The sequence below is a fragment of the Nocardia asiatica NBRC 100129 genome, assembly GCF_000308415.1.
Classification (GTDB): domain Bacteria; phylum Actinomycetota; class Actinomycetes; order Mycobacteriales; family Mycobacteriaceae; genus Nocardia; species Nocardia asiatica.
Genome location: NZ_BAFS01000451.1, coordinates 1 through 25,060, shown reverse-complemented (window position 1 = coordinate 25,060; position 25,060 = coordinate 1). Strand labels below are relative to the sequence as shown.

Here is a 25,060-nt window from a genome sequence, read left to right as displayed (position 1 = left end):
GTCGAAGGAGTGGCGTGCTCAGCCCTTACGACGGGCTCCCCGGCTCCCAGATCTCGGCCGACGGCCACGTCGCGATCGCGCTGGTGGGCCTGGATGGAGAAATGGCCGAGCGCGCCGCGGTCGCCCGCGACCTGCAGGACGCCATCGACACCGGTGCCGATACCGCGGTGCAGGCTGGGTTGACCGGGTATTCGGCGGTGCAGAACGCGGCCACCGACACGCAGAACGCCGACTTGGCCCGCGCTGAAGCGATCGGTATCCCGGTCGCCCTGATTCTTCTCGTGATGGCCCTCGGTGCACTGGTCGCCGCGGCAGTTCCGATCGGGGTCGCGATCGCGGGGTTGCTGGCTGCGGTCGGAGTGCTGTTCGCGCTCACCACGATCACCACGTTCGATTCGCTGACCGTGGCAATGGCGACCATGATCGGGCTGGGCGTCGGTATCGACTATGCGATGTTCATCGTCAGCCGTTTTCGTGAAGAACTCACCCACAGCGGGGTCACCACCCGAAACGATCACGACGCCATCGCTGCGGCGGTCGGGCGGTCGCTGGTGACCGCCGGTAAGACGATCCTGGTGTCCGGGCTGGTGGTGATGGTCTCGCTGTGCGCGCTGATCGTCATGCAAGCACCCATCTTCCGCGGCATCGCCATCGGCGTGGCCACCGCCGTCACCAGCATGCTCGTCGTCGGCATCACTCTGCTGCCTGCACTGCTGGCAGCCCTCGGTCCGGCCGTCAACCGCGGCGCCCTCTCGCCACGGTGGCGACCTGCCGACACCGTCACCGTCGATGTCGCCCGGCCGGGCCGGTGGGCGCGCTGGGCTTACACGGTCATGGGCAAACCGGTTCTGTTCGGTGGTGTGGCCATCGCAATCTTGGTGGTCGCCGCGCTGCCGGTATTCGGCATCCGCTACGGCTTGGACATGGGCACCAGCGCACTCGACGACACACCGACCGGACGCGCGACCAGCACGTTGACCACCAACTTCCCCGCCGGAGTGCTTTCGCCCATCGAAATCATCGCCACCGGCCCTGCAGACACCCCGCTCACCGCGGACGCCGCGGCAATGGCGAACCGGTTCCTCGCCGACATCGCCGGCGACGGGCGCATCGACACCGTGCTGCCCGCCCAGATCAGCGATGGACGACTGCTGGTGATGGTCGTGCCCGCGGTGGCGTTCGACTCGATGGCCGCCACCGACCTCGTCCGAGACTTGCGCGCCGACGCTGCCGAGATCGGTGGCCAGAACGGTCCGGTAATCCGGATCGGAGGCAGCACGGCCGAATTCGTCGACCTGTCGGAGGAGATGACAACCAAACTGCCGCTCGTCGTTGCGCTGGTGCTCGCCGTGTCACTGCTGTTTCTGACGATCGCCTTCCGCAGTCTCGCCTTGCCGGTCAAGGCCATCGCGATGAACCTGCTCGCTACAGGCGCCGCTCTCGGCATCACCGTCGCGGTCTTCCAGTGGGGGATTGGCGAAAACGTTCTCGACTTCACCAGTCCTGGCTTCGTCCAGGTCTATCTACCCACCGTCGTGTTCGCGGTGCTGTTCGGGCTCTCGATGGACTATGAAGTGTTCCTCATCCGCCGCATCCGCGAATACTGGGAAACCACCGGCGACAACCAACATGCCGTCGCCGCGGGGCTTACCCACACTGCCCGGCCCATCACCGCCGCCGCGGCCATCATGATCGCCATCTTCGCCAGTTTCCTCACCGCCGCGACGCTGGAACTCAAACAACTCGGTCTCGCATTGGCCGTCGCCGTCGCCATCGACGCTGTCCTCGTCCGCCTGATCCTCGTTCCCGCACTCATGCGGCTGTTCGGCACTTGGAACTGGTGGTTCCCGACGCAACGACCGCGGCGACAGAGCGCCTGAACGGGCGTGCCGTCCGATACGTCTCTCGGGCCGGCACGATGATTCGCCGCCGTCACGCTGAAGACGCGGAAGGCTCCACAATGCGGTGGCGCGACATCGGCCTCACGGGCCGATGTCGCGTTCGACCGACCGCACTGCCCGCGAACCGTATGGATCGCGCAGCGTGCGCTGAAATATTGGGAGGCTGGTCATGGCCGGCCGATGGTCGTGCGTCAGCCGAGGACGTGTGGGACGTGTCAGCGTTTGCCGCGCAGGCTGCCTCGGACGACGACGAAGACGCCGCCCAAGGCGAATCCTGCCAGCGCGGCGATCAGGATCCAGCGCACGGCGGTGTCCGACTTGTCGCTCTGAGGCGGTTCGGGTGCGGTTTGCTCGGTCGTGTCTGCTCGGCTTGTCGTCGGTGCCGTCGTTGCGCCGTCCCTCGCGGTGTAGGTGAAGCGGTAGGAACCGGTGATCGGATGACCGTCGGCCGATACGACGCGGTAGGCGACGGTGTAGGTGTCCGGCGGGAGCGCAGGATCCACTGGCACCCGCACAATCATGCCCTCGGCCGCCGCTTTCCCCACGGCCCAATTCTTCCCACCGGCGTCGGTCACCGCGATGTTGGCGAAGGCCGACTCGATCTGTTGGTTGAACGTCAGCGCGATCTGCTCCGGGACGGATTCGACCACGGAGTCGGCAACAGGAACAGAGCTGTCCAGCTTGCTGTGGGCGGCGGCAGTGCCCGTTGCCAGAAACGACATCAGCACCGCCAGCAGGGCGAGGGCAATCGCGTGCTTTGTCATCTGCCTCTCCATATCTTCTTCATCGGGACCGGTCGTCGGGCCGTCGAATAAAACGACTGAACGGAACCGGCCCGGGATGGTGCCTGGCACGCCGTCCGCCCGCGAATACTACGCTGCATAGTTGCAGCTGTGACAGGTGAGCCGGTCAAGACGAAAGCAGGCAGGCGATGCCGCCGGCGGCCAGGACGCCGAGCGCGGCGACCGCAAGGGCGAGGATCGGCGGAAGTAGAAGGACAGCCAGCGCCGAGGATTCCCGCGGTGCGTTCGAGGGCAGGGATTCGAGTCTGCGTAGCCGCATCGTGATGACCTCGTCGCCGAACCCGCGCAGTGCAGAGGGCGAGTCGGTGCTCCTAGATTGCGACACCGAGCGCAGTGCGGCATGGATCGCTGCCGCACTCGTATCCCTCGCGGCCGATTCGTCGGCGGCCAGCTCTGCCAGTGTCGTCACCGCGCGGGGGGCGGCAGCGAACAGCGGAATCCAGGGGAGGGCCGCTGCCATCACCTCACAGATCCTGATCGCGCGGTGATGATGCCCGCGCAGGTGAGCATGTTCATGGGCGAGCACAGCACGGCGCTGCATCTCAGTCAGCGACCGCGCCAGACCCTCGGTCGCGACGACCATCCCGGGGCGGCCGTCCACGCTGTAGGCCATCGGCATCGAGTGGTCCAGCCACATCACCGGCACGACATCGTCGGTGCACCGGGCGACGACAGCGATGACGTCGCGATGATAGTCCTGGATGCGTGCTCGGCGGCGCAGATGCCTGCGCATGATCACTGCCACGCGGGTGGTCGCGGCGAGGGCCGCGAGGACAGCCAGCGCGGTGAACGGGTGGGCGAACCACTGTGGTGCGGCGTGGAGGAGTGAGGTGAGGCATTGCATCGTTGCCTCGACCGCACCCAACGCGGGCGCGTGGCCCGGCCAGGCCAGCACGACGACGGCGAAGCAGGTGAAGAACACCACAGCGCCTATGCAGGTCAGCCACGCTGCCGCAACCACACGCGGCGCAAACGACGTCATCATGCCGCGCAGTAGCGGTGGCGCTGTCACCGACAGCAGCACCGCACTCAGCGCCGATCCGGCGGCGACGATCATTTCTTCGACCGCGGTTTCGATCGCTCGAGACCGCGCCGAAATGCTGCCGACTCGGTCTCGGTCACGGTCTTGGCCAGATGCAGCAGCACCGCCTCCGGATCATTGCTGGCATCGATGATCTCGCGCAACGCTTGCGCGGTGGCCTCGGCCCGGGTCTGCGCAGGCCGGTACAAATAGGCGCGACGGTGCATGATCCGCACCACCCACTGCTTGTCGTACAAGTGGGTCAGCACCGTGAGAATGGTGGTGTAGGCGTAGGAGCCCGGCAGGCGTTGGAGGATGTCACGCACGCTCAACGCCTCCGTCGTCTCCCACAACACGTCCATAACACGTGCCTCGAGGGTGCCGAGTCCCTTCATCCGTCGAAATCCCATCCTCTCGCCACGATGCCGCCACCAGCGATCTAGCGGGCCGCGACCACCGGCCTGCAAAGGACCAAGTCCAGTGGACACCCTACGACTATCCCGCACGCCCGCAGCGACGGGCGAGTCCCACCTCGGCGGACGAAAACTACGGCAAAATTCAGTACTAAGGTGCATAGTTGTGTCTGAGAAGTCGCTGAGAGATAGCCAATTTGTGCACAGGGTCACAGGCACGGACAGTGGCGCGGCCGTATGGTCACGACCCGTGCTGACCTCCCCTCATCAGGTTCAGGCACACGGGCCCCGGCAGGCCGCTTTCCCCGGCAGGGAGCACCGGCCAACCCGGGGCCCACCATGGGAGCCTCGGGCTCTCCCATACAGGTTTTCGCACAGCCTTCGGTTCCACTCGGATGCCGTGCATCGGCGACGAGTCGCTGACCAACTCGAAAGACCTCCGACCATACGTCCTGCCAGCATCGACGACCGGCAGCACGCGCAACGGCCAAAGGAAGAGAAGACATGGTGTCGAAAGGCATAGACGCGGCGCGGACAGCGAACGTTCCAAGATCGCAGCAATCCCCAGGCTATCGAGTGCGTGAAATTCTTCATCACGATCTTCCCGCGTCCGTGGTTGTTTTCCTGGTAGCGCTGCCGCTGTCGTTGGGCATCGCCATTGCCTCGGACGCACCGATCATGGCGGGGCTGATCGCGGCGGTCGTCGGGGGTGTGCTCGCCGGCGCGGTGGGTGGCTCGCCGCTGCTGGCGACCGGACCGGCGGCAGGATTGACCGTCGTGGTCGCCGAACTGGTCGCGAAATTCGGGTGGCAGGTCACGTGCGCGATCACGGTCGGAGCTGGTGTACTCCAAATCCTGTTCGGGCTCAGCAGGATCGCCCGGGCCGCATTGGCGATCTCGCCGGTCGTCGTGCACGCGATGCTGGCCGGGATCGGTCTCACGATCGCGCTGCAGCAGGTTCATGTGCTGCTGGGTGGGAGTTCGCGCAGCTCGGTGTGGCAGAACCTGAGTCAGTTGCCCGCGCAACTCGGTCGCATGCATGTCGGCGACATACTCATCGGCGGGACTGTCATTGCGATCCTGCTGGTGTGGAAGAGGCTGCCAGGGCCGGTGACCAAAGTCCCGGGTGCCTTGGTGGCAGTGGTCGCCGCGACCGTCTTGTCGCTGGTGCTGCCGGTCGATGTGGAGCGGATCGTGATAAACGGATCGCTGTTCGACGCGATCGGCCTGCCGGAGTTGCCGGATGGTCGATGGCCGGCTTTTGCGGCCGCTGTGCTCACGGTGGCATTGATCGCGAGTGTCGAGAGCCTGCTGTCCGCGGTCGCGGTGGACAAGATGCACTCCGGTGCGAGGTCGGATTTGAACCGCGAGCTGATCGGGCAGGGCGCGGCGAATATGGCGTCCGGCGCGTTGGGCGGGCTTCCGGTCACGGGTGTGATCGTGCGGAGTGCGACGAACGTGGCCGCCGGTGCCCGGTCCAAAGCCTCGACGATCATGCACGGCATCTGGGTCCTGCTGTTCTCGGTGTTCCTTGCCGGGGTGGTGCAGCAAATCCCCAAGGCGGCTTTGGCCGGTCTGCTGATCGTGATCGGTATCCAGCTGGTCAAGCTCGCACAAATTCGTCTCGCGCACCGCACCGGCGATCTGTGGGTCTACGTGGTCACCGTGGCCGGGGTGATGTTCCTCAACCTCCTCGAAGGTGTGCTGATCGGACTGTTCCTCGCCATCGCGCTGGTGCTGTGGCGGGCAGCGCGCCCGGTGATCCACGCTGAGCCGGTGGGTGCCGCGGCGGAAGCCGAGTGGCGCGTCGTTATCGAGGGAACGTGCAGCTTCCTGTCTCTGCCCAGGCTTTCCGGCGCGCTGGCCAGGGTGCCGGAAGGGGCAGACGTCACCGTCGAGCTCATCGTCGACTACATCGACCACGCCGCCAGTGACGTCATCAACGAGTGGGCCCGGCGGCACAGCCGCGACGGTGGAAGCGTGCAGATCGACGAACTCGGCACGGCTGCGCTATCCGTGGCCGCCCACGAACCCCCGCAGCGCCGCGGTGCCGCAGCGCTGGCTCGTGGGCTCGCGCCGTGGAAGGCGTGGCAGCGCGGCCTGCAGCCGGGTGCGACGGGCGCTGCCGAGTCCGACATACGGCTGCGGCCGGTCCTCGATGGGATCTCGCACTACCACCGCAGACACGCGCCACTGCTGCAACAGCATCTGAGTGAGCTGAGTCATGGACAGAATCCCACGTCGCTGTTTCTGACCTGTAGTGATTCCCGGGTCGTGCCCAATGTCATCACCCACAGCGGCCCCGGCGACCTGTTCACCGTGCGCAACATAGGCAACCTGGCCCCCACGCAAGCGCGCGACACCTCGGTGGAGGCCGCGCTGTCGTTCGCCATCGAGCAACTCGAGGTCACCTCGATCATCGTCTGTGGACACTCCGGATGCGGCGCGATGGGCGCCCTGCTCGATACCGACCGCCATATTTCGGCGCCGATACGGGACTGGCTCGCCCACGCGCAACCCAGTCTGCGCGCCTACCTCGGCGATCATCCAGTCGCCCGGGCCGCCGCCGAGGCGGGTTTCGACAACGCCGCCGACCAGCTCGCGATGGTCAACGTCGCCGTCCAGATCGATACGCTGCAACGGCATCCGCTCGTCGCTGCCAGCGGCGTCCACGTCGCTGGATTGTTCTTCGATATCGCCACCGCCAAGGTGTGGCATGTCGCAGCGGCGACCGTCACAGAGCACAGCGATGAGCAGGCGGGGGTGTAGGTTTCAGCTCGGGCTACGCGTCGACCGCACGCTACTGCCGACCGGCGCGCGGGTGCAGAGAGGAATGGACGGAAACCAGTGCGTGAAACGGAGTGGTCGTCGGACAGAGATCACTCGATCGAGAAGACCGACTCACCCGCCGTCGCGATCGCATCGAACACCGGGCCTGCCGTCGCGGACGCAGGTCCGCAGCCCGAGTCCTCGAATTCGGACGTCGAACAGACCGATGCCGCCGAATCCGGCGCAGAATCCGACAGCGGCGACACCGAGCCGACCTCCGATGTTCGCGCATACCCTCCCGCGCTCATTGCCACGACGGTTGCGCTTCCGGTGATGCTGATTGTCGCCGTGCTGGTGGCCGCGGTGTTGACCCGCCAGGCGCCGATCGAGCGTGAACCGCTGGCGTTGGGGCCTGTGCCCGCGCCTGCGGCGACCGGTCCGGAGTGCACGACACTGTTGCCCGCGATGCCCGCTGAGCTGGGGGAATACACCAAGTCCACACTGGTGGAGCCGGTTCCACCTGCCACCAGGGCATGGCAGCGCAACAACGGCGGTGATCCCATCGTGCTGCGCTGCGGCTTGGACCGCCCGTTGGAGTTCGACCATGCCTCGGCGCTGCAGATCATCAATGACGTGCAGTGGTGCGCACCTGAAGACGCGCGCTCGGTGCTGATCGCGCGTGGAAGTGCTGGGGCGTACCGCCGCCTGTTGGCGGGTTCAGTTCATCGGTAGCGGTGCGATGTTGCGCTCGGCGAGCAGTTGCCGCAGAGTCTGCGATTCCGCGGACTGGGTGGCGTCGATCTGACCGGCCAGACTGATCACGGCGAGAACAGTTGCGTTGTCGCGGGCGTAGCGGGCCATGGCGAGTCCCCCTTCGTGGTGCCGCAGCAGCAGTTGGATGTAGAGCGTGTCGAACGCTGAGCCGGTCGTGCGCCGCAGCGCGGCCAACTCCTCGCTCGTGGCCATGCCCGGCATCCGCATCGAGCCATCACCGCGCATCGAGTGGCCGGGCATCGACATGGGTGAGGTACTCGGCGCCCAGTTCATCCAGTGCATGCTCGGCCGATCGGAGACCGGGGGGCGGTCCCACAGCCGCAGCCACCCCTGCATCGTGCCGATCTGGCTCTGCTGGGTGGTCAGAACGTCGTAGGCCAGGGTGCGCACCCCTTGGTCGCCCGATTGGGACAGTGCTATGGATGACATCTCCACGGCCTGGGCGTGATGGATGGACATGTCTTGCGCGAAGCCCACGTCGACCGAATCGGAAGCCGGGATCGCGCTTTCCTCGCCGACCAGTCCTCGCCCCACGAACCCCGAGACGAGTCCGAGTGCCAACGTAGCGGCGATAACCAACACCACGGTGACCGGGCCTCGACGGCGCGGCGACGCGGCAGCCGCGACCGGGGCCGCAGAAGAGGCCTCAGTTGCCACTGCCGCCCCCCGGAGTCCTTGCCGGTGGCGGAATCGCCGCAGCAGGTTCTGCGGGGGCGGCGTCGGGGCCAGGTGGCGTCGGGTCGAACGGTGGTGGCATGTCCGGATCGAACCCGCCAGCCAAGGTGGAGCAACTGGCCCCGAACTCCGGATGGGTGTTCTGGTTCTGCCGCAACGCGGCGATGAACTGGCCGATCCGTTCGTCGTCGGCGCGGTCGAGTTTGAGCTGATACCCCACGCCTGCAAGCTCACCGCGGAGGTCAGTCCGGGATACGGTGACATCAGCATGTACGGCTTGCCGTCCACCTTGCGTTTCAGGCTGGCCACCTCGCCTTCATCGAGATCAGTGCGGTAGGTGATCCACACCGCGCCGTGTTCGAGGGAGTGCACGGCGTTCTCGCTGCGAATCGGCTGCGGATAAGCCAGTCCGGTGCAGGTCGCCCAGTACTGGTCGTGTGTGCCCCCGAACGGCGGGCTCTCACCGTAGGCCACCCGCTGCGGCCCCCGCACATGCTGGCCAGCCGGATACTGCTTCTTCACGACGCCGTCGATCCGGTCGGCGGGATCCGGCTGACTCGAGCTCGGGCTGTACTTCTCAGCTTCGACCCTCTCCAGATACTTCGGCACGTATCGGTAGCCCAGGAGCCCGATCAGCGCGATGATCACCACAACAGCACCCACGATGTCCCAGCGCACCCGCCGTCTATTCGAGAGCGGGCGCACCGACTGGGCGGTCTTCGGCGGTCGCTTCGCCGCTCTGCGACTCGGCTGTTTGGCCACCGCATCGTTCCTTTCGCCATGTGCCGACCGCATCTGCGCGGCACGCGCAGTGACGATCCCGTCACTACTATGCAGCATAGTTTCACCGGTCGCTGATGTGGATGCCGACGAGCAGTTCACTTCCTTCTCGGCGCTGTGACCGCGTCATCGCCCTCCGGCTGTGGGGTCCCTAGTAAGCCGTCCAGCGGGCCAAGGAGAGTGCGCCACCGCCGCGCGCTTGCGTTCGATCAACCATAGTTCTAAATTAGGGGCACCTAAAATTTTCATTCGGTTCTGCGGGCATGATGAGGTCGACGCGATGACTACGGCGTCACGGCGGGGATTTCTCGCCGGTAGTGTTGTGCTGGGTGCCGCGCGGGGGCGACGGGGGCGCCGGCTCATGCGCAGCAGCCGCCGGGCGATCATTCAGGCGTGTCATCAGCCGCGCACGGTGGCGGTGCCGCCGGGCCGACGTTCCGCAAGGGCGTAGTAGTCGACCACGCCGCGTACGGGTTTCATCCGACGGAGATCCTGCGGGTAGTTCGACTACGGGCAGGTGTCGCGGGGCACGGATGGCCGGGTAGTGCGGGAATGGGAAGTCTTCTCGCGCGACCGCGAGATCGAAGTCGCTCCGGGACTGCGGTTTCCAGCGTGGACGTTCAACGGCCGCGTCCCCGGGCCGACACTGCGGTGCACCGAAGGCGACCGGCTGCGGGTGCGGTTCACCAACGCGTCCGAGCATCCGCACACATACATTTCGACGGCATCCACCCGGCGGAGATGGACGGTGTGCCCGGTATCGGGCTCGGGCTGCCGCCCGGCGGGAGCGTGGTGTATGAGCTCGACGCCGTCCCGTTCGGGCTACATCTGTATCACTGCCATGTGGGGCCGTTGGCCGAGCACATCGCCCGCGGCCTGTATGGCACGTTCATCGTCGACCCGTCGACACCGCGACCGTCCGCGGACGAGATGGTGATGGTGATGCATGGCTACCACACCACCTTCGACGGCGAAGGCAACCAGCTGTATGCGGTCAACGGAATCCCGTTCCATCACATGCACGAACCGATCAAGGTCAAACGCAACGAACTCGTCCGCATCTACCTGGTCAACGTGCTCGAGTACGACCCGATCAACAGCTTCCACCTGCACGGCAACTTCTTCGACTACTACCCCACTGGAACCCGCCTGCAGCCGGCCGAATACACCGACACCATCGTGCAAGCCCAAGGGCAGCGCGGCATCTGCGAGCTACGGTTCCCGCATCCGGGTCAATTCATGTTCCACGCCCACAAGTCCGAGTTCGCCGAACTCGGCTGGATGGGACTGTTCGAGGTGACGCCATGACCAGCCCCGCGACCCGTTCGGCCCCGACCTGGCTGTGGGCCGCCGCCGCGGTCGCGCTCGTGGCTGCCACGCTGGCGGCGCTGGCCCTGCTGGGCGCCCGCTCGCTACCGGAACGCACCGGCCCGCCGGTGGAAGAACTGTCGGTCGAACACACCAGGCTCTCCCCGGGGACCGTCGAGTTGACCGTCCGCAACACCGGCCCCGACCCGGTCCAGGTCGCCCAAGTCGCGGTCAACGATGCCTTCGTCGACTTCGCCGGTGCCGACGACCCGATCGGACCCGAATCTTCCGACGTCCTGCGGCTGGACTATCCGTGGAAAGAGGGCCAGCCCTACGTGATTTCGATGCTGACCTCCACCGGCCTGGTGATCGAACACGACATCCCCACCGCGGTCGCCACACCCGAGCCGAGTAGCAGCTTCTTCGGGTTGATGGCGTTGCTGGGCGCCTACGTCGGGGTCATCCCTGTGGTGCTGGGCATGCTGTTGCTGCCCGCGCTGCGCCGCATCGGAGGCCGCGGAATCCGTTTCCTGCTCGCGCTCACCGTGGGCCTGCTGGTCTTTCTCGCCGTCGACGCGCCCTTGGAAGGATTCGAACTCGGCAACAGCTCCGGTGGCGCGTTCGGCGGCGCCAGTCTGCTGGTCCTTGGCGCGGGCATGGCGTTTCTTGCGCTGACCGCGGTCGACCGGTGGCTCGGCGGCCGCCAACCGGGTGATGGCGGCGGCGCGCGGCTGGCGTTGATAATCGCTGTGCCTGCACAATCTCGGCGAAGGCCTCGCCATCGGCGCCGCCTACGCCGTCGGCGAACTCGCCCTCGGCGCGGCACTCGTGGTCGGGTTCGCGTTGCACAACACCACCGAAGGCATCGCGATCGTCGCACCACTTGTCTCCGGCCAGCGGCCCCTCCCCACTGGCGCTGCTCGGCCTCGGCCTGCTCGCCGGGCGCTCCCGCCATCCTCGGTGCCATCCTCGGCGCCACCATCAACAACGCCGAAGTCTCCACCTTCCTGCTCGGTATCGGCGTAGGCGCCATCATCCAGGTGATCATCCAAATCGCCCCAGGCATCCGCGGCCCGCAGCAGCAGCGACTGCTGGATCCGGTCGCGATCGGCGGCCTCACCGCCGGTCTGGGGATCATGTACCTCACCGGCTTGCTCGTACTCGCCTGACCGGCGGCGCCAGGCGCCGCCACCGGCAGCTGGAATCGTCGGTCGCTTCGACATACCGGCTTGAACTGACCACGCACCTGGGCGGCATGGTCGTGCTGGCCTGCGAGCCGAGTCGGACCCGTGGGAAATCAGTCGGATTGCCTCGTACAATGTCACTTTCATCCCATGCCACGAATATGCCGCTGTTCTACCACTCCGCTCGCCTGCGCTTCGCCGATGTCCTGCTGCCATTGCAGATCGACACCCCGACGTCACCTCCCCGCGGTTGCAGCAGTTCGGACACTGGTGATATCTGTTCGGTGCCGACGTAGGCATCCGGCCGGTAAACCGCCCGAGCCAGGCAACGGCGACCAAAATCGCGCGGCTACCTGTGCGAAGGACCTCCTCGTCAGTTGTCTTGTGCTAGGCTCGAATTCGAGCGAAGACGTTACTGCCGGGTTCGGAATCGCGGACGCTGTCGAGTGTTGATCACAGAAGGCATGCGACGGCATTTTCAACCAACGCACCGATGCCCATAACGGTAGGTGCCATCCCGGAAAAGGAATTCCTGTTGCGAATTCTTCCACCGCTCATCGCGTTCATTTCCCCAGTAACCTGGGTTGTACTCAGCGCCGGACCTGCCTCAGCCATCGGGATGACGCAGCTTCCCCAAGCTATCGTCGTCGAGTTCACGCAACCGGAGGCTGAGGCTATTTCCACGACGAATCTCGGTGGGCTGATGGCTCAGTTACCGCCGAACTTCACCCCCGAAGCCAAACTCCGGCTGGGCGAATCAATCTCGCGATACGCCCGACAGACCGCCCAGACGCCGGGGGCCACGCTGAGAATCATCGTGGACAATCCCCTCCAGGCTCCGCCCGGTGTAGCCGTCACCGTGGTTCGCTGACGGCGCCCACCGTGGCCGGCACTGAGTGACATCCGCGGCACTTGGACTACGGCATTTTCACGCGAAACACAGGCTTGCCGCCGATCATGCATACACCGGGCGGTAGGTGTCAGCGAAGCGCGGTATCGAGCGTGTCGACCAGGTCTTGGTAGCTACTCGGCTTGATTCTCGTGTCGTTGACAAAGAAGGTGGGGGTGCCATCGACTCCCAGAGCACGGCCATCCTCGAAATCGGCGCGCACCCGCGCGAGTGTCGCCGGGTCGTTGTAGTCGGTGTCGAACGCTGCCAAGTCGAGCCCGAGCTCGGCGGCGAAGCCCCGGAACACGGAATCCAGGGGGACGCGCTGGTCGCCCCACCCGGACTGTGTTTGGTACATGCGCTGATACATTTGCTCGAACCGGCCCTGCCGTGCGGCAGCTTCCACCGCACGCGCGGCCCGCTCGGCGTTGAAATGCGCTGGAATCGGGAAGTATCGCACGACGAAACTCACCCGGTCGCCGTACTCGTGGCGCAGCCGCTCGACAACGGGGAACATTGCCGCGCACGCCTCGCACTCGAAGTCGAGGAACTCGACAAACGTCACCCGCCCATCGGCGACCGAGGACAGGCGGTGACTATCCGGTCGGATGACCGCACCGGCCGGTGGGTGCCTCTGCGCGGCTTGTGTTTCCCCATCGGACCGGTCGATCAACAGTACGGCGGCGATCCACACAGCCGACACTGCCGCCAGTGTCGCGAGAATGCGGGTCCTTCGGGAGGCGCGGAAGGTGCGGGTCATCAACGACAAGCCTGGGCTGAAAGCGATGAATTCGACGGAAGGGTACAAGCGAGCACGCGCACACGCTACAGACTTCGCGCGCAGCACGCCACGCCCGTATACACCGTTCTTCACCCCGGATCGCGATCCCCGGAGTAGTCGAGGTTTCCTGAAAATAGCTATCCTTTCGGACTTGGCCCATGGATTGAGTCGGCTGTTGGTGAAGACAAGTCCCGGTCTCATCGAGATCGTTATTCACGAGTCGGTGCGTCCACCACACACTGGGAAGCAATGGCGCGGACCGGCGGTTCGATGACCGCCGGGGCAGCTTCGTCGGCTGTCCGATACTCGACGCCTACCTGCTGGGTGCCGCTGCTGCGCTGGCGATGCGACGCTATCCGCTACCAGGACATTCGTTCGCAGTGCTCTGCGGTGCCTTTGTGTTCGATCTGCAAGGTCGCGTGGTGAAGATCGAATCTGTCCGCCAGCAGTCGCTGCGCCGAGGCCAGCACTGTGTCCGGATCGGCATCGTCCTCGATCGCCACGTGCGCGGAGGCCACTTCCATGCCGGAGGTCAGCGTCCAGACGTGCAGGTCGTGGACATGCCCGACCCCTGCCAAGGTTTCCAGGGTGCTGCCGATCTCGGCCACATTCAGGTCGATGGGGGCGTGTTGGAACAGGATTCGCAGGGATTGCTTGCCCAAGTTGTAGGCCCTGGGCAGCACGAACAGGCCGATACCGACGCCGATGAGCGGGTCCGCGTAGCGCCAGCCGAATACCAAGGTCACCAGGCCACTCGCGAGTACGCCAAGGGAGCCCAGCATGTCCGCCATGACTTCCAGGTACGCGCCGCGAACATTCAAGCTGTCTCCGGCACCCCGCCTGAGCAGCAGCAGCGCAGTCACGTTCATCACCAGACCCACCACCGCGACGAGCGTGACCGGAAGGCCTGGCACCTCGGGTGGTTCGGCCAATCGACCGATCGCTTCGTACAGCACCCAGCCCGCCACCGCGAACAGCAGGACCGCGTTGAACAGCGCGGCGAGGACTTCGCCGCGATACATCCCGTAGGAGCGATCGGCGTGGCGCACTCCACGGCGGGCCACCAGGATGGCCACCAAAGCCATCGCGACACCGAACACGTCGGTGAACACGTGAGCGGAGTCCGACAGCAACGCCAACGACGACGTCGACAGCCCCACCGCCAACTGCGTCACGAAGGTGACCAGACCCAGCCCGATCGCCAACGCCAACCGGCGGACGTACCGGCCCGAAGCGCTGCCGACGGCGGCCGAAGCCACCCCGTGATCGTGTCCGTGTCCCACGGGTCGACCTCCCTGATCTCGACTGCGCTCGCATGGCTTCGCGCACCGTGTCCGCTAGCGACAACGCCTGCAGCTTTGCACCGCCATCTTCTAGGAAGCATAGTAACATGCGCATGTTAATCTGATTTCCGTGCAAGTCCGGCGCCATATCAGTGCGGACAACAGAGGCGGCGCGAACCGTGAGGGGCGCACCACCGGTGCCTTACTCGAGGTGCCCTTAGCGGTGGTTGTGGTGCACACGCCGGAACAAGCGTCCGGGTATGAATCCCACGAACAGCGGCGTCGAGCGCGGCTGCGCCTGTCGGACCGCGCCTGGTGCTTCCTTGCTCCGTACGGAACTAGTATGTGGCAGCACCGCAAAATCTTCCGGTTTCCTACACAGCCCACGCCGCCGATCGGCAGGAGAACCATGTGTCGCGTGCCCTCTCGGCCGAGAGCTTCGTACACGTGAGTGCTGCAGTCATGTCGCGTACGGGATGGTATGCCGGATGAATGTCGCGGCCTGGCTACTGGTCTACGGGTTTGCGCTGGTGATCTCGGCTCCGCAGTGGCTGGAGCGATTCACCCGCAGCGGCACCGCGCCGCGTTTCGGGCTGCTTGCGTGGTTGAGTGTGATCTCCTCGGTGATCCTCTGCTGCGGCGCAGCTCTGGGCCTGTTGATCGCCGACACAGCTCATGACTGGACAGGGCCGGGACATCCGATCTTGCATACGTGCTATTCACATCTACACGATGCGGCGACGGGTGGCTTCGGTGTGGTACGGGCGGCGCTTCTGGTTTTGGCGGCGTTCGGTGCACTGGCTGCGGTGTCGGCGATCGCGCAGCTGGGACGGTCGTTGTTGCGCGCCCGCAGCGTGACCCACGAGCATGCGCGGCTGGTGCGGATCGCAGGCCGTCACGACGCGAATTTGAATGCCGTCGTGGTCGAGATCGAACAGCCAGGGGCGTACTGCGTGGCAGGCAGGCCCGATACCGTCGTCGTCACTCGGGGGATCATCTCAACTCTCGCCGTCGAGCAGCTCGGCGCGGTTCTGGCGCACGAGCGCGCGCACCTCTTAGGACGCCACCACCTGGTCCTGGCGCTCACCCGCGGGCTCGCGGCGATCGTTCCCTGCCTACGGTTGTTCACCCGAGGTGCCGAGGAAGCCGCGCGGCTGCTGGAGATGTGCGCAGACGATGCAGCGGCCCGGCGGCACGGCCGCGACACTGTGCGCGAGGCTTTGGTAGCACTCGCCGGGATCACCCCCGGACCTGCCGGAGCCCTCGCTGCAACCAGTATCGGCCTCGCCGAGCGAGTCGAACGTCTGGCGGCGCCCGCTGATCTCGCTGGACGGATGCGTGCCCGCTTTCTACTCGGTACGGTGGCGATTGCCGTCCCTCTCGGCCCTCTGATCGCGGTGCTGATGGCCATGACCGGCATCGCTGGGGGCGCTCCTTCGGCCTAGCAGAGCAGTAGCGCCTCAACGGCAGCTACCGAAACATTATTCGAGCACCACCTCACCTGGGGATTCACGACTCGCTCGCGCGGCAATGCTGCGAATTCGTCGCTGGGCGCGGATAGTTGCCTGGCCTTAACATCTACGTACGTATCTCGTAAAGCGCGGGCACGGACCAGCTCCGACCCGCCCTTTCTACCGAGCCGCACCTGCCGGGGTGCGGTCCATCGGTCGTTGCGTCCTGCCGGAAAGCGCAACGAGCGGCAGGAGATGCGCCGAGATGAGGGAGGCGCCGCAGATGTCGGCACGAGGATTCGGTGAACTGGAAGCAGTGATCATGGACCGGGTCTGGAACTGTATGGATCCGACCACAGTGCGGGAGGTCTTCGAGGAACTTTCCGCGGAACGCGAAATTGCCTACACCACAGTCTTGTCGACGATGGACAATCTTCATCGCAAAGGATGGCTGGATCGCGAGCGCGTCGGTAAAGCATTTCGTTACTGGCCGACGCTGTCGCGCGAGCAATACGGCGCACAGATGATGCGGGAGGCACTCAGCACCGGCGGCCGATCCGATTTGGTGCTGGCAAATTTCGTCGACGAGATCACTCCAGAGCAAGCCGAAGGACTGCGTGCGGCACTGCGTCGCCGACGCGGAAGCGGCCATCCGGGGTAACCCCGCCGCCGCTGGCGCCGCTCCCAGAACCCCGATCAAACCTCGGTGAGTCGAGCAACGCCGCCCAAAAACGTTGTGCCAAACGCCGATTCGGTGACGAGCCTCCGGTCGGCGATGACACGGGAGGGCGGTGAGCAGCCCAGTCATCGGAGCTGGGAGTCGGCTCGATCCGCCGGTCACGAACTGGAGATTCGTCCGTCGGTCCGGCGTTGGCGCACCGGGTCGACATGCCCGCCCCACCGATCGGAGGCAGGTCCGTGATACGACGCACTGGCCCGGCGAGCCCATCCGAGTCGGGGACTCCTATGAACCCGGTGGGACTAGTCACACAGATCCAACTATTTACGTACCGAGATAGTAGATTGTTGCGGGTGGATGTCGGCGGCGTATCGCCGTCGTATCCGTCACGATGCAGTTGGTCAGGGGCAAGTGGGTGTGACGAACGGAGGCCGTGCGGGTGAGTCGGGTGGACGATCACCTCGGTATACGCGGCGTATTGATCGGTCTCGACATCCGGCCGCACCGGGCCCGTCGCGAACTCGCCGCAACCGTGGGAGCACGGTGAACCTGAGCGGCCGGATATGGCGCGGTGGCTCGCTGGCCGCGGTGCTGCTCGCCGCGCTGCTGCTCATAGCCTCGTTGGCGGACTGCAGACAGTCGGCAGGCGATCCGCCGACCCAACTCGTGGTCTCTGCCGCGTCCGATCTGTTCAACCATGTCGCCTCAGAAGCCCAGGTGCACGGTGTCATCGACTGTGCCGACGAGGAATGTGGGCACATCACCCACCTCGTGAAGTCAGTGCTGCCAGGCGCAGGCAAGAACACGCAGCCCCTGCAGCTCCTGCTGTCGCTGTTGATCGCAGCAGGAGTTGTCCTCGCAACCGTCTTCTCACCGCCCGCTGCTGCGGTCCGCGGACCGCCGACTGCACCGTTGCCCGCAGCCGGTGGGCGCGGCATTTTGACGCTTTTCTGTATCGCACGACGCTGACCGGTCAGCATCAGGCCGTCGATTTGCCGGGTCGTCGGCCGGTGCTCGCTGCCCATCATCGTTCGTACCGCCTTCATGGCGCAGATACAGGAAGCGATAATCATGGACAAGGTTGCGCTCGACAACCGCACCGAAGGACCGGCTGGTTTGCTCTCTGCCCCAGTAGCTGTTCGGCAGGCGCACGCACTGGTCGGCAACACTCCCGTGCTGTGGGTCGGCGCTCCGCTGGCCCCGGCCGGGCGCGGGTTCTGGGCCAAGCTCGAAGGATTCAATCCCGGTGGGATGAAAGACCGTCCCGCGCTGCACATGGTGGCGCGCGCCGAAGCCCGCAAAGACCTGGCACCGGGAGCGCGGATCATCGAATCAACAAGCGGAACACTGGGACTGGGGTTGGCGCTGGCCGGCATGGTCTACCGCCACCCCGTCACCGTCGTCACCGATCCCGGCTTGGAACCGATCGTCGCGCAGATGCTCGCCGCCTACGGCGCTGAGGTTGATCTCGTTGCCGAACCCCATCCCAGTGGTGGCTGGCAGCAGGCGCGCCGCGAGCGGGTCGCCGAACTGCTCGACCAGGATGCCGAGGCCTGGTGCCCGGATCAGTACAACAATCCCGACAACGTCGCCGGCTACGAATCGTTGGCGCTCGAGTTGTGGGAACAACTGGGAGACGTGGATGTGCTGGTATGCGCGGTCGGCACCGGTGGGCACTCGGCCGGAGTGGCGCGGGTACTGCGCCGATTCAATCCGGATCTGAAACTGATCGGCGTGGACACCATCTCCTCCACGATCTTCGGCCAACCACCCGGTCCGCGGCTGATGCGCGGTCTCGGGTCGAGCATCTTCCCCTTGAACGTCGACTACGCCGCTTTCGACGAGGTGCACTGGGTGGCGCCGTCGGAGGCAGTGTGGGCGTGCCGGACACTGGCCGCGACACACCACGCCACCGGCGGTTGGAGCGTCGGCGCTGTGGCGCTGGTCGCTGGCTGGGCGGCCCGCACCGCCGATGATGACGACACCCGGATCGCGGCCGTCTTCCCCGACGGGCCGCAACGCTACTTCGACACCATCTACAACAACACCTACTGCGCCGCACACGGCCTGCTCGACGCCGCCCCACCACTCGAACCGGACACGATCGCGCATCCGGGCGAGCGAGTGGTGCATTCCTGGACCCGATGCACCACAGTTGTGGATCCGCGCGGCCAGACCGGGCGCGAGGAGACGCTCTGGTGAATGTGATCGGAAAGTTCCGCAGCTTCGACCTGCCCGCGCGGCTGTTGATGATCAACCAGTTCGGCATCAACCTCGGCTTCTACATGCTGATGCCCTACCTCGCCGGATATCTCGCCGGGCCGCTCGGCCTGGCGGCATGGGCAGTCGGCCTGGTGCTGGGTGTACGCAACTTCTCCCAGCAGGGCATGTTCCTCATCGGTGGCACGCTGGCCGATCGCCTCGGCTGCAAACCGCTCATCGTCGCAGGCTGTCTGTTACGTACCGCCGGATTCGCGCTGCTGGCATTCGCCACCTCGCTACCGGCACTGCTCATCGCATCAGCGGCGACAGGGTTCGCCGGTGCACTGTTCAACCCGGCCGTGCGCGCGTACCTCGCCGCGGACACGGGTGAACGGCGGGTTGAGGCGTTCGCGGTGTTCAACATCTTCTATCAAGCGGGCATCCTGGCCGGTCCGCTCGTGGGCCTCGCCCTGATGGCGCTCGACTTCCGGCTGACCGCGGCTACGGCGGCGGTCGTGTTCGCGATGCTGACAGTGGCGCAACTGTTCGCGCTGCCGTCGCGGCGCGCCGAGGTGGCGACCGAGCCGACGTCGGTGCTCGACGACTGGCGCAGCGTTATCACCAACCGGCGGTTCCTGGCATTCGCGGTGGCGATGATCGGGTCGTATGTGCTGTCGTTCCAGGTTTACCTCGCCCTGCCGTTGCAGGCCGAACTCATCGCGGGAGACCGGTCGCAGATCATGGTGACGGCGCTGTTCGTGGTGTCCGGGCTGGTGGCGGTGGCCGGTCAGCTGAGGATCACCGCATGGTTCAAGGCGAGATGGGGCACCGGCCGCAGTCTGGTCGTCGGCATGGGAATCCTGGCCGTGTCGTTCCTACCGCTGGCAGTGATCCCCGGGCCGGACTGGTTCGGAACAAGCGCTGCGGTAGCCGCGCTGCTGGCCTCGACCACGATACTGGCAGTCGGCACGGCCGCGGTATTCCCCTTCGAGATGGACACCATAGTGACCCTCTCGCGGGGCAGACTCGTGGCCACCCACTACGGCCTCTACAACACGGTGGTAGGCGTCGGCATCCTGATCGGCAACCTCGCCACCGGCGCTGTCGTCGGCGCCGCACGCGATGCCGACGCGGACTGGGCGGTGTGGCTGGGCCTCAGCACGATCGGTGCCATCGCCACCGTGGCGCTGCATCGCCTCGACCAACCCCATTATCCTGTACCGATCACGCCAGGCACGGACACAACCACCAGCGCGAGCCATCATGTGCGTGGGCGGGCAGCCGATGAGCGCCCTCCGCTTCGTCGATCGATTGGCCGCGTAGGTTGACGTGGCGTTCTCCTGCGCTCACCGCGGTGTCACCCGGTGTCGCTCTTGGGACGAATCGCGCTGGCGCGTCGCAGCCTGACGTAGGGTTCCGTCATCTCCGCCCCTGACCGGTGCACGCGGCTCGCTCACGAAGCGAGCCGCGTGCGGTTGGGTGCGTCGTCAGGGAGTGATCGCGACTGTGACACCGGGTGGGGCTTGGATGGGAGCGTCGACGATAATCGTCAGTGTTGACCCGGGCAACTGCGCTGCCTGTTGTGCATAGCGTGTGATGCTGTCGGCGAGGCGTTGTTTGGCTTCGGGCGTGAAGTTCGGGGCAGTTGCCCCAGGACCGCGCCGAGGTTCATTGTCGCAATGGCCTCCGCTTCTCCCTGGGTGAACGTGACGGCGACCGATGTTGGCTCCTCTCTGTGTCAAGTCTCGATGAGTAGAGAGGAGCCGTTAGCGAGATAGACCCGCGCTCGGCGTCGAAGGCCGGCATGGGAGAGCGCTTCCGCAAGTGCTGGGAACCAGAGACTCTTTGAAGTCCCGCCCGCCAGCGGCCGGTTCCGCGGCTCGTCCCACCGAGAGAAGTACTTCCGAGTTCCGTCTCGCGCAACGTCCCTCGATCCAGCGCGCCGATGTCAATGCGCCGGTAGGCTACCAGCCGGTAGTCGTCGGTATGCGAGGGCAGCGGATGGGAAAGACGGGCGCGGTCCGGGCGGCAAAGGAAGCCGGTTCGACTCTGAGCGCCAGGTGTGCAGCTACCGTGGCGGAGATGAAGTCCCTCGCAACGCATTGGTGGGCGATTCGAGGGATTTCGATTTCCGCCATGGGATGGATCATTCAGAAGTGATTTGAGAAGCGGTGTGGTGTCGGTCGTATATGCAGTGATCAGAGTCGAGCCACTTCATCGGATGCTCGTGCGCTTCGCCGCTCGCGATGAGCCTGGACTTTGCGACGCTGCCAACGCGACGTCGACTGAATCCGTGTGGTAAGAAGGGTATCTCGATACATGAGCGAGCAAACTCACAACGTAAAGCCGCGGAAAGCCACATCCATACCGGGATCTCAGATCCGTCGACGGACTGTTTGCTTCTGGGGCGGGCTCGCTGTGACTACCATCGGTACCACACTGCACTTTCCGATGTACCTACAGTCCGGGGACGTGGGCTATCGCATGGCGGGCATGTCGATGGACGCCGCCATGATCAGCGGAATGGTTTTGATCGTCGTCGGCCTTGTGGGCACAACTTATGGGCTGATTCCGATTGGCGAACGACGTGATCGAGTTGTCAACCTTCAGGTGCGCGCGCTGGACGAGGCACCGATGACCCGTGTGCACGTGGTGCTGTTACTCGTGCTTGCCGCAGCGATCACCATCGACGTGATGAAGCCGACGACGCTGGCATTCGTGGTGCCCGGCGTGGCCAAGGAATATGGACTTCGCACGGCGACGAACCCCGATGGCGACTTGCCCGCTGCGTTGCTGCCGCTGGCTGGTATCACCGGCACCGTGATCGGCTCATTCATCTGGGGATGGCTCGGCGACTGGATCGGTCGCAAGGCGGCGATCGTGCTGGCAGGTGTTTTCTTCGTGGCCACCTCGGTGTGCGGTGCGATGCCGAGCTTCGAACTGAACCTGCTGATGTGCCTGATCATGGGCATCAGTGCGGGCGGCATGCTCCCGATCGCGTTCACCCTGCTCGCCGAGACGATTCCCGCGCGGCACCGTGGCTGGCTGATGGTTCTGATCGGCGGCGACATCGCGGGAGCCTATGTCATCACCAGCTGGTTGTCCTCGACCATCGGCGAGACCCTGGGCTGGCGGGTGATGTGGCTGATCGGTTTGCCCACTGGACTATTGACGATTGTGTTAACCCGTTGGGTGCCCGAGTCTCCTCGCTTCCTGCTCGCGCTGGGGCGCGGCGACGAGGCCGAGGAAGTGCTGCGGCGCTACCATGCCGCCATCGTCCCGGTCGCAGAGTCGGAACTTCGTATCGACGACAACGTGCGTGGCGGTTACCGCAGACTGGTGCAAGCCCCATTTGCTGGCATCACCACCGTGCTGGTACTCGTCGGGCTCGGTGTCGGTCTTGTCGTCTATGGCTTCCAGCTCTGGCTGCCCACGAATCTGCGCCAGTTGGGATTCAGCGGCGTCTCCGCAGATAAGATCCTGCGCGATTCAGCGTTGATCGGCTTTCCGCTCAACTTCTTGGTAGCGTACCTCTACCACCGCTCCTCTAAATGGACGATGGTGCTGTTGAGCGCGCTGCTCGCCGTGTCGTTGTTCAGTTTCGTTGCGCTCGGCGACCAAGTCGCCAACAACAGGGCGCTGTTGTATGCCCTGCTGATTCCTCCGATCTGGGGCGCGAGCTCGGTAGTCGCGGTGCTCATCGCCTACAGCGCTGAGGCGTATCCGACTCGGATTCGTTCACGCGGTAGCGGTTTAGCGGCCAGCATGAGCAAAGCGGGCGGCATCGTGGTAATCGCGCTGGTGGTACTCGCGGTGGCGACGCCCTCGATCTCGGTCACTGCGCTGATCAGTGCAGTACCGATGGCAATCGCCACGGCGGCGGGCGTTCCCTTCCTGGTTGAGACACGGCGGCGCTCACTCGAGGAAATCACCGCTGAAGAATTACGTGTCGCGACCTGAACCGGGACTGTGGATCTAACGGTGTTTGCGGCCTGACGCGCTGAACGAAGTTCAGCGGGAAGGTGCCGTGATGACGACACTTGATGCCGTGGCGAGGAAGAAGGCTGAGGCTTCGGCCGAGGAACTGGCAGCGGCGGAGCTGGTGCGGATGGCCAAGGAACAGGGCTTGTCCCTGACCGGGCCGAACGGGCTGCTCAAACAGTTCACCAAGACCGTCCTCGAGACGGCGTTGAACGAGGAGATGACCGAACACCTAGGGTTCGAGCCGAACCAGGCGCCCGCCGAGCGGGACTCGGCGAATGTGCGCAACGGGACCAGGCCCAAGACGGTGCTGACCGAGACGACCAGGCCGGTGCCGATCGAGGTGCCCCGCGACCGCGACGGCAGTTTCGAACCCCAGATCGTCAAAAAGCGCCAGCGCCGGTTGACCGGGGTGGATGAGATCGTGCTGTCGCTGTATGCCAAAGGCCTGACCACCGGGGAGATCTCGACGCACTTCGCCGAGATCTACGGCGCGTCGGTGTCGAAAGAGACCGTTTCTCGTATCACCGACAAAGTGGTCGCTGAAATGCAGGAATGGGCCAGCCGGCCGCTGGATGAGGTTTACGTGGCCGTCTTCATCTATGCGATCGTGGTGAAGGTCCGCGACGGTCAGGTCGCCAACCGGCCGATCTACGCCGCGATCGGAGTCAGCGTCACCGGTGAGAAGGACATCCTCGGGTTGTGGGCCGGCACCGGCGGCGAAGGCGCGAAGTTCTGGATGAGTGTGCTCACCGACATCCGCAACCGCGGGGTCAAAGACGTGTTCTTCCTGGTCTGCGACGGGCTGAAAGGGTTACCGGAGGTGGTGGGGAACGTGTGGCCGCTGGCCACGGTCCAGACCTGCATCATCCATTTGATCCGCAACACCTTCCGGCTGGCCGGCCGCCAGCATTGGGACGCGCTGCGCCGCGATGTGAAACCGATCTACACCGCCCTCAACGCCGCCGCGGCACGCGCGGCGCTGGATGAACTCACCGAGCGGTGGGGCACGAAATACGCTGCGATCGTTCGTCTCTGGGAGAACTCATGGGAGGAATTCATCCCGTTCCTCGACTACGACATCGAGATCCGACGTGTCATCTGCAGCACGAACGCCATCGAGTCGCTCAATGCCCGCTACCGGCGCGCGATCAAAGCCCGAGGCCACTTCCCGACCGAGCAAGCCGCGCTGAAGTGCCTCTACCTGGTCACCCGATCCCTCGACCCCACCGGCGCCGGTCGGGCACGATGGACCATGCGCTGGAAGCCCGCGGTCAACGCCTTCGCGATCACCTTCGCCGACCGCTGGCCCAACGCCCAAACCTACTGATGGAAATCGCCGCAAACACCGTTAACGAGATAGACCCGGCCGACATCGCCGAGGTGACATACGAGTGGAAACAGGCCGGCGCGGTCGACCTGTAAACGTGTCGATCAGTGGTTTCGGCTTCCGCGCTGCGGAACGGGTTCATCGTGCCATCGGGTTCGTGCACTGTGTGTTGGATTCCAGTGCAGCACAGGACCGTGACCGCAACGGCGCGCCGACCAGGGCGGGTGTGACCGCGACGGAATCCGGGGACGACAGTCGCCGCTGTCCCGACGATGTCGACCGCGATCCTCGTCTTGTCGGCCACGGGTGGGTGATCGACTTGGGCGCGGGTGGGTTAGCCGTGTGGTGGCGGTGCCGCCCGTTCCTATGAGCGAGTGTCGACGGCCTTCGACAGAGAATTGTGTGACCGGTTGGTATTGAGGTGGGTGCGGGCTTCTGGAGATTGTCGGAACGGCCTGTGGTGTAAGGGTTTCCTGTATTGCTTACCGCAGCGGCGACGTGTAAGGGCACGTCAGCGAGTATCGCCGCTCTGCGTGGGTTGCCGCTCGGGGTGCCGTACAAACAAGGGTTGCTGTCGCGTGGCTGATTCGAGAATTCGGCCGAAGTCGACACGCCGGTTCGTGGCCGGCCCGTGGGGGAGCGCCTCGAACGAGCGATGACCGCGTGGTGTCCGGCGATGTGCTCGCGTCGGCCCGCGGTGCCGGAGTGGGTGCTGTTCCGCGTGCACGAGGAGGTTCTCGTGCACGGTTGCCGCGCGGTCGCGCCGAGCCCGGGTGGTAGAGGAGCATGAGATCACCCGGGCGCACGAGGACGTCATCCGTAGTGCTGATATGTGC

19 protein-coding genes and 2 pseudogenes are annotated in these 25,060 nt (G+C 65.2%); 14 read left to right on the top strand and 7 right to left on the bottom strand.

The genetic code is table 11. The features are described 5' to 3' along the window. Positions 1-1,880 (top strand): MMPL family transporter (locus ON27_RS34250; RefSeq protein ID WP_043737103.1); only part of this gene is annotated, 1,880 nt, incomplete at its 5' end. A gap of 236 nt (positions 1,881-2,116) precedes the next feature. Here the strand turns inward: ON27_RS34250 and ON27_RS34245 are convergent. The 3 genes from ON27_RS34245 to ON27_RS34235 are packed head-to-tail and all read right to left on the bottom strand — an operon-like array spanning position 2,117 to position 4,120. Then, positions 2,117-2,755: a copper resistance CopC family protein gene (locus tag ON27_RS34245; protein WP_245560505.1), complete on the bottom strand. Its 639-nt coding sequence runs from the start codon at positions 2,753-2,755 to the stop codon at positions 2,117-2,119. Between the two features lie 55 nt (positions 2,756-2,810). Beyond that, complete coding sequence (locus ON27_RS34240; protein WP_043737084.1) at positions 2,811-3,761, bottom strand: M56 family metallopeptidase; 951 nt, start codon at positions 3,759-3,761, stop codon at positions 2,811-2,813. Beyond that, positions 3,758-4,120: a BlaI/MecI/CopY family transcriptional regulator gene (locus ON27_RS34235; RefSeq protein ID WP_043737081.1), complete on the bottom strand. Its 363-nt coding sequence runs from the start codon at positions 4,118-4,120 to the stop codon at positions 3,758-3,760. The genes ON27_RS34240 and ON27_RS34235 overlap by 4 nt, the downstream gene beginning before the upstream one ends. A gap of 522 nt (positions 4,121-4,642) precedes the next feature. On the opposite strand from ON27_RS34235, the gene ON27_RS34230 reads away from it, so the two are divergent. Both ON27_RS34230 and ON27_RS45165 read left to right on the top strand, forming a co-directional pair. Further along, positions 4,643-6,907, top strand: coding sequence for a SulP family inorganic anion transporter (locus ON27_RS34230; RefSeq protein ID WP_043737079.1), 2,265 nt, complete (start codon positions 4,643-4,645; stop codon positions 6,905-6,907). A gap of 78 nt (positions 6,908-6,985) precedes the next feature. Continuing rightward, positions 6,986-7,639 carry a DUF3515 domain-containing protein gene (locus ON27_RS45165; protein ID WP_245560504.1) on the top strand — a complete coding sequence of 218 codons (654 nt, stop codon included), beginning with the start codon at positions 6,986-6,988 and terminating at the stop codon, positions 7,637-7,639. Here the strand turns inward: ON27_RS45165 and ON27_RS46140 are convergent. Both ON27_RS46140 and ON27_RS34215 read right to left on the bottom strand, forming a co-directional pair. Further along, on the bottom strand, positions 7,625-8,446 hold the full coding sequence (locus ON27_RS46140; protein ID WP_425295225.1) for a DUF305 domain-containing protein: 822 nt from the start codon (positions 8,444-8,446) through the stop codon (positions 7,625-7,627). The two genes, ON27_RS45165 and ON27_RS46140, sit on opposite strands and share 15 nt — an antisense overlap. Continuing rightward, positions 8,328-9,151 (bottom strand): annotated as a pseudogene (locus tag ON27_RS34215) (thioredoxin-like domain-containing protein). Before ON27_RS34215 ends, ON27_RS46140 begins: the two are co-directional and overlap by 119 nt. A 502-nt stretch (positions 9,152-9,653) precedes the next feature. On the opposite strand from ON27_RS34215, the pseudogene ON27_RS45995 reads away from it, so the two are divergent. The 4 genes and pseudogenes from ON27_RS45995 to ON27_RS34200 form a co-directional block, all read left to right on the top strand. Next, positions 9,654-9,982: pseudogene (locus ON27_RS45995) on the top strand (multicopper oxidase domain-containing protein); the annotation flags it as partial. Between the two features lie 84 nt (positions 9,983-10,066). Continuing rightward, positions 10,067-10,444 carry a multicopper oxidase domain-containing protein gene (locus tag ON27_RS45155; RefSeq protein ID WP_369009319.1) on the top strand — a complete coding sequence of 126 codons (378 nt, stop codon included), beginning with the start codon at positions 10,067-10,069 and terminating at the stop codon, positions 10,442-10,444. Continuing rightward, complete coding sequence (locus ON27_RS34205) at positions 10,441-11,613, top strand: ZIP family metal transporter (protein ID WP_245560502.1); 1,173 nt, start codon at positions 10,441-10,443, stop codon at positions 11,611-11,613. Before ON27_RS45155 ends, ON27_RS34205 begins: the two co-directional genes overlap by 4 nt. 508 nt (positions 11,614-12,121) lie before the next feature. Further along, positions 12,122-12,499, top strand: coding sequence for a hypothetical protein (locus ON27_RS34200; protein WP_157227645.1), 378 nt, complete (start codon positions 12,122-12,124; stop codon positions 12,497-12,499). A gap of 109 nt (positions 12,500-12,608) precedes the next feature. Here ON27_RS34200 and ON27_RS34195 read toward each other — a convergent pair whose 3' ends face one another. Together ON27_RS34195 and ON27_RS34190 are read right to left on the bottom strand one after the other, a co-directional pair. Further along, positions 12,609-13,277, bottom strand: coding sequence for a DsbA family protein (locus ON27_RS34195; protein ID WP_043737071.1), 669 nt, complete (start codon positions 13,275-13,277; stop codon positions 12,609-12,611). A gap of 380 nt (positions 13,278-13,657) precedes the next feature. After that, complete coding sequence (locus ON27_RS34190; protein ID WP_043737068.1) at positions 13,658-14,581, bottom strand: cation diffusion facilitator family transporter; 924 nt, start codon at positions 14,579-14,581, stop codon at positions 13,658-13,660. Between the two features lie 611 nt (positions 14,582-15,192). Here ON27_RS34190 and ON27_RS34185 point away from each other — a divergent pair. The 7 genes from ON27_RS34185 (at position 15,193) to ON27_RS34155 (ending at position 24,224) form a co-directional block, all read left to right on the top strand. Beyond that, positions 15,193-16,026: a M56 family metallopeptidase gene (locus ON27_RS34185; RefSeq protein ID WP_169334562.1), complete on the top strand. Its 834-nt coding sequence runs from the start codon at positions 15,193-15,195 to the stop codon at positions 16,024-16,026. 289 nt (positions 16,027-16,315) lie between these two features. After that, positions 16,316-16,693 carry a BlaI/MecI/CopY family transcriptional regulator gene (locus ON27_RS34180; RefSeq protein WP_043737092.1) on the top strand — a complete coding sequence of 126 codons (378 nt, stop codon included), beginning with the start codon at positions 16,316-16,318 and terminating at the stop codon, positions 16,691-16,693. Between the two features lie 561 nt (positions 16,694-17,254). Next, positions 17,255-17,680 carry a putative copper homeostasis (lipo)protein LpqS gene (gene lpqS / locus ON27_RS34175; RefSeq protein WP_043737065.1) on the top strand — a complete coding sequence of 142 codons (426 nt, stop codon included), beginning with the start codon at positions 17,255-17,257 and terminating at the stop codon, positions 17,678-17,680. 102 nt (positions 17,681-17,782) lie between these two features. Beyond that, the gene (locus ON27_RS34170) at positions 17,783-18,913 is read left to right on the top strand and encodes a PLP-dependent cysteine synthase family protein (protein ID WP_043737089.1); all 1,131 of its coding nucleotides are present in this window, start codon (positions 17,783-17,785) and stop codon (positions 18,911-18,913) included. A gap of 47 nt (positions 18,914-18,960) precedes the next feature. Next, positions 18,961-20,241: an MFS transporter gene (locus ON27_RS34165; protein WP_169334563.1), complete on the top strand. Its 1,281-nt coding sequence runs from the start codon at positions 18,961-18,963 to the stop codon at positions 20,239-20,241. A 1,144-nt stretch (positions 20,242-21,385) separates the two neighbouring features. Continuing rightward, entirely contained in the window at positions 21,386-22,873 is a 1,488-nt protein-coding gene (locus ON27_RS34160; protein ID WP_157227643.1) for an MFS transporter, read from the top strand. 67 nt (positions 22,874-22,940) lie between these two features. Next, positions 22,941-24,224, top strand: a complete 1,284-nt coding sequence (locus tag ON27_RS34155; RefSeq protein ID WP_086007599.1) for an IS256 family transposase — start codon at positions 22,941-22,943, stop codon at positions 24,222-24,224. Positions 24,225-25,060: the final 836 nt, after the last annotated feature.

What these genes read in the sequence shown, in the direction of transcription:
- ON27_RS34240 (WP_043737084.1), bottom strand. Translation starts at nt 3,761, where the DNA reads ATGATCGTCGCCGCCGGATCGGCGCTGAGTGCGGTGCTGCTGTCGGTG.
- ON27_RS34235 (WP_043737081.1), bottom strand. Translation starts at nt 4,120, where the DNA reads ATGAAGGGACTCGGCACCCTCGAGGCACGTGTTATGGACGTGTTGTGG.
- ON27_RS34230 (WP_043737079.1), top strand. Translation starts at nt 4,643, where the DNA reads ATGGTGTCGAAAGGCATAGACGCGGCGCGGACAGCGAACGTTCCAAGA.
- ON27_RS45155 (WP_369009319.1), top strand. Translation starts at nt 10,067, where the DNA reads ATGGTGATGGTGATGCATGGCTACCACACCACCTTCGACGGCGAAGGC.
- ON27_RS34205 (WP_245560502.1), top strand. Translation starts at nt 10,441, where the DNA reads ATGACCAGCCCCGCGACCCGTTCGGCCCCGACCTGGCTGTGGGCCGCC.
- ON27_RS34200 (WP_157227645.1), top strand. Translation starts at nt 12,122, where the DNA reads ATGCCCATAACGGTAGGTGCCATCCCGGAAAAGGAATTCCTGTTGCGA.
- ON27_RS34195 (WP_043737071.1), bottom strand. Translation starts at nt 13,277, where the DNA reads ATGACCCGCACCTTCCGCGCCTCCCGAAGGACCCGCATTCTCGCGACA.
- ON27_RS34180 (WP_043737092.1), top strand. Translation starts at nt 16,316, where the DNA reads ATGTCGGCACGAGGATTCGGTGAACTGGAAGCAGTGATCATGGACCGG.
- ON27_RS34170 (WP_043737089.1), top strand. Translation starts at nt 17,783, where the DNA reads ATGGACAAGGTTGCGCTCGACAACCGCACCGAAGGACCGGCTGGTTTG.
- ON27_RS34165 (WP_169334563.1), top strand. Translation starts at nt 18,961, where the DNA reads ATGATCAACCAGTTCGGCATCAACCTCGGCTTCTACATGCTGATGCCC.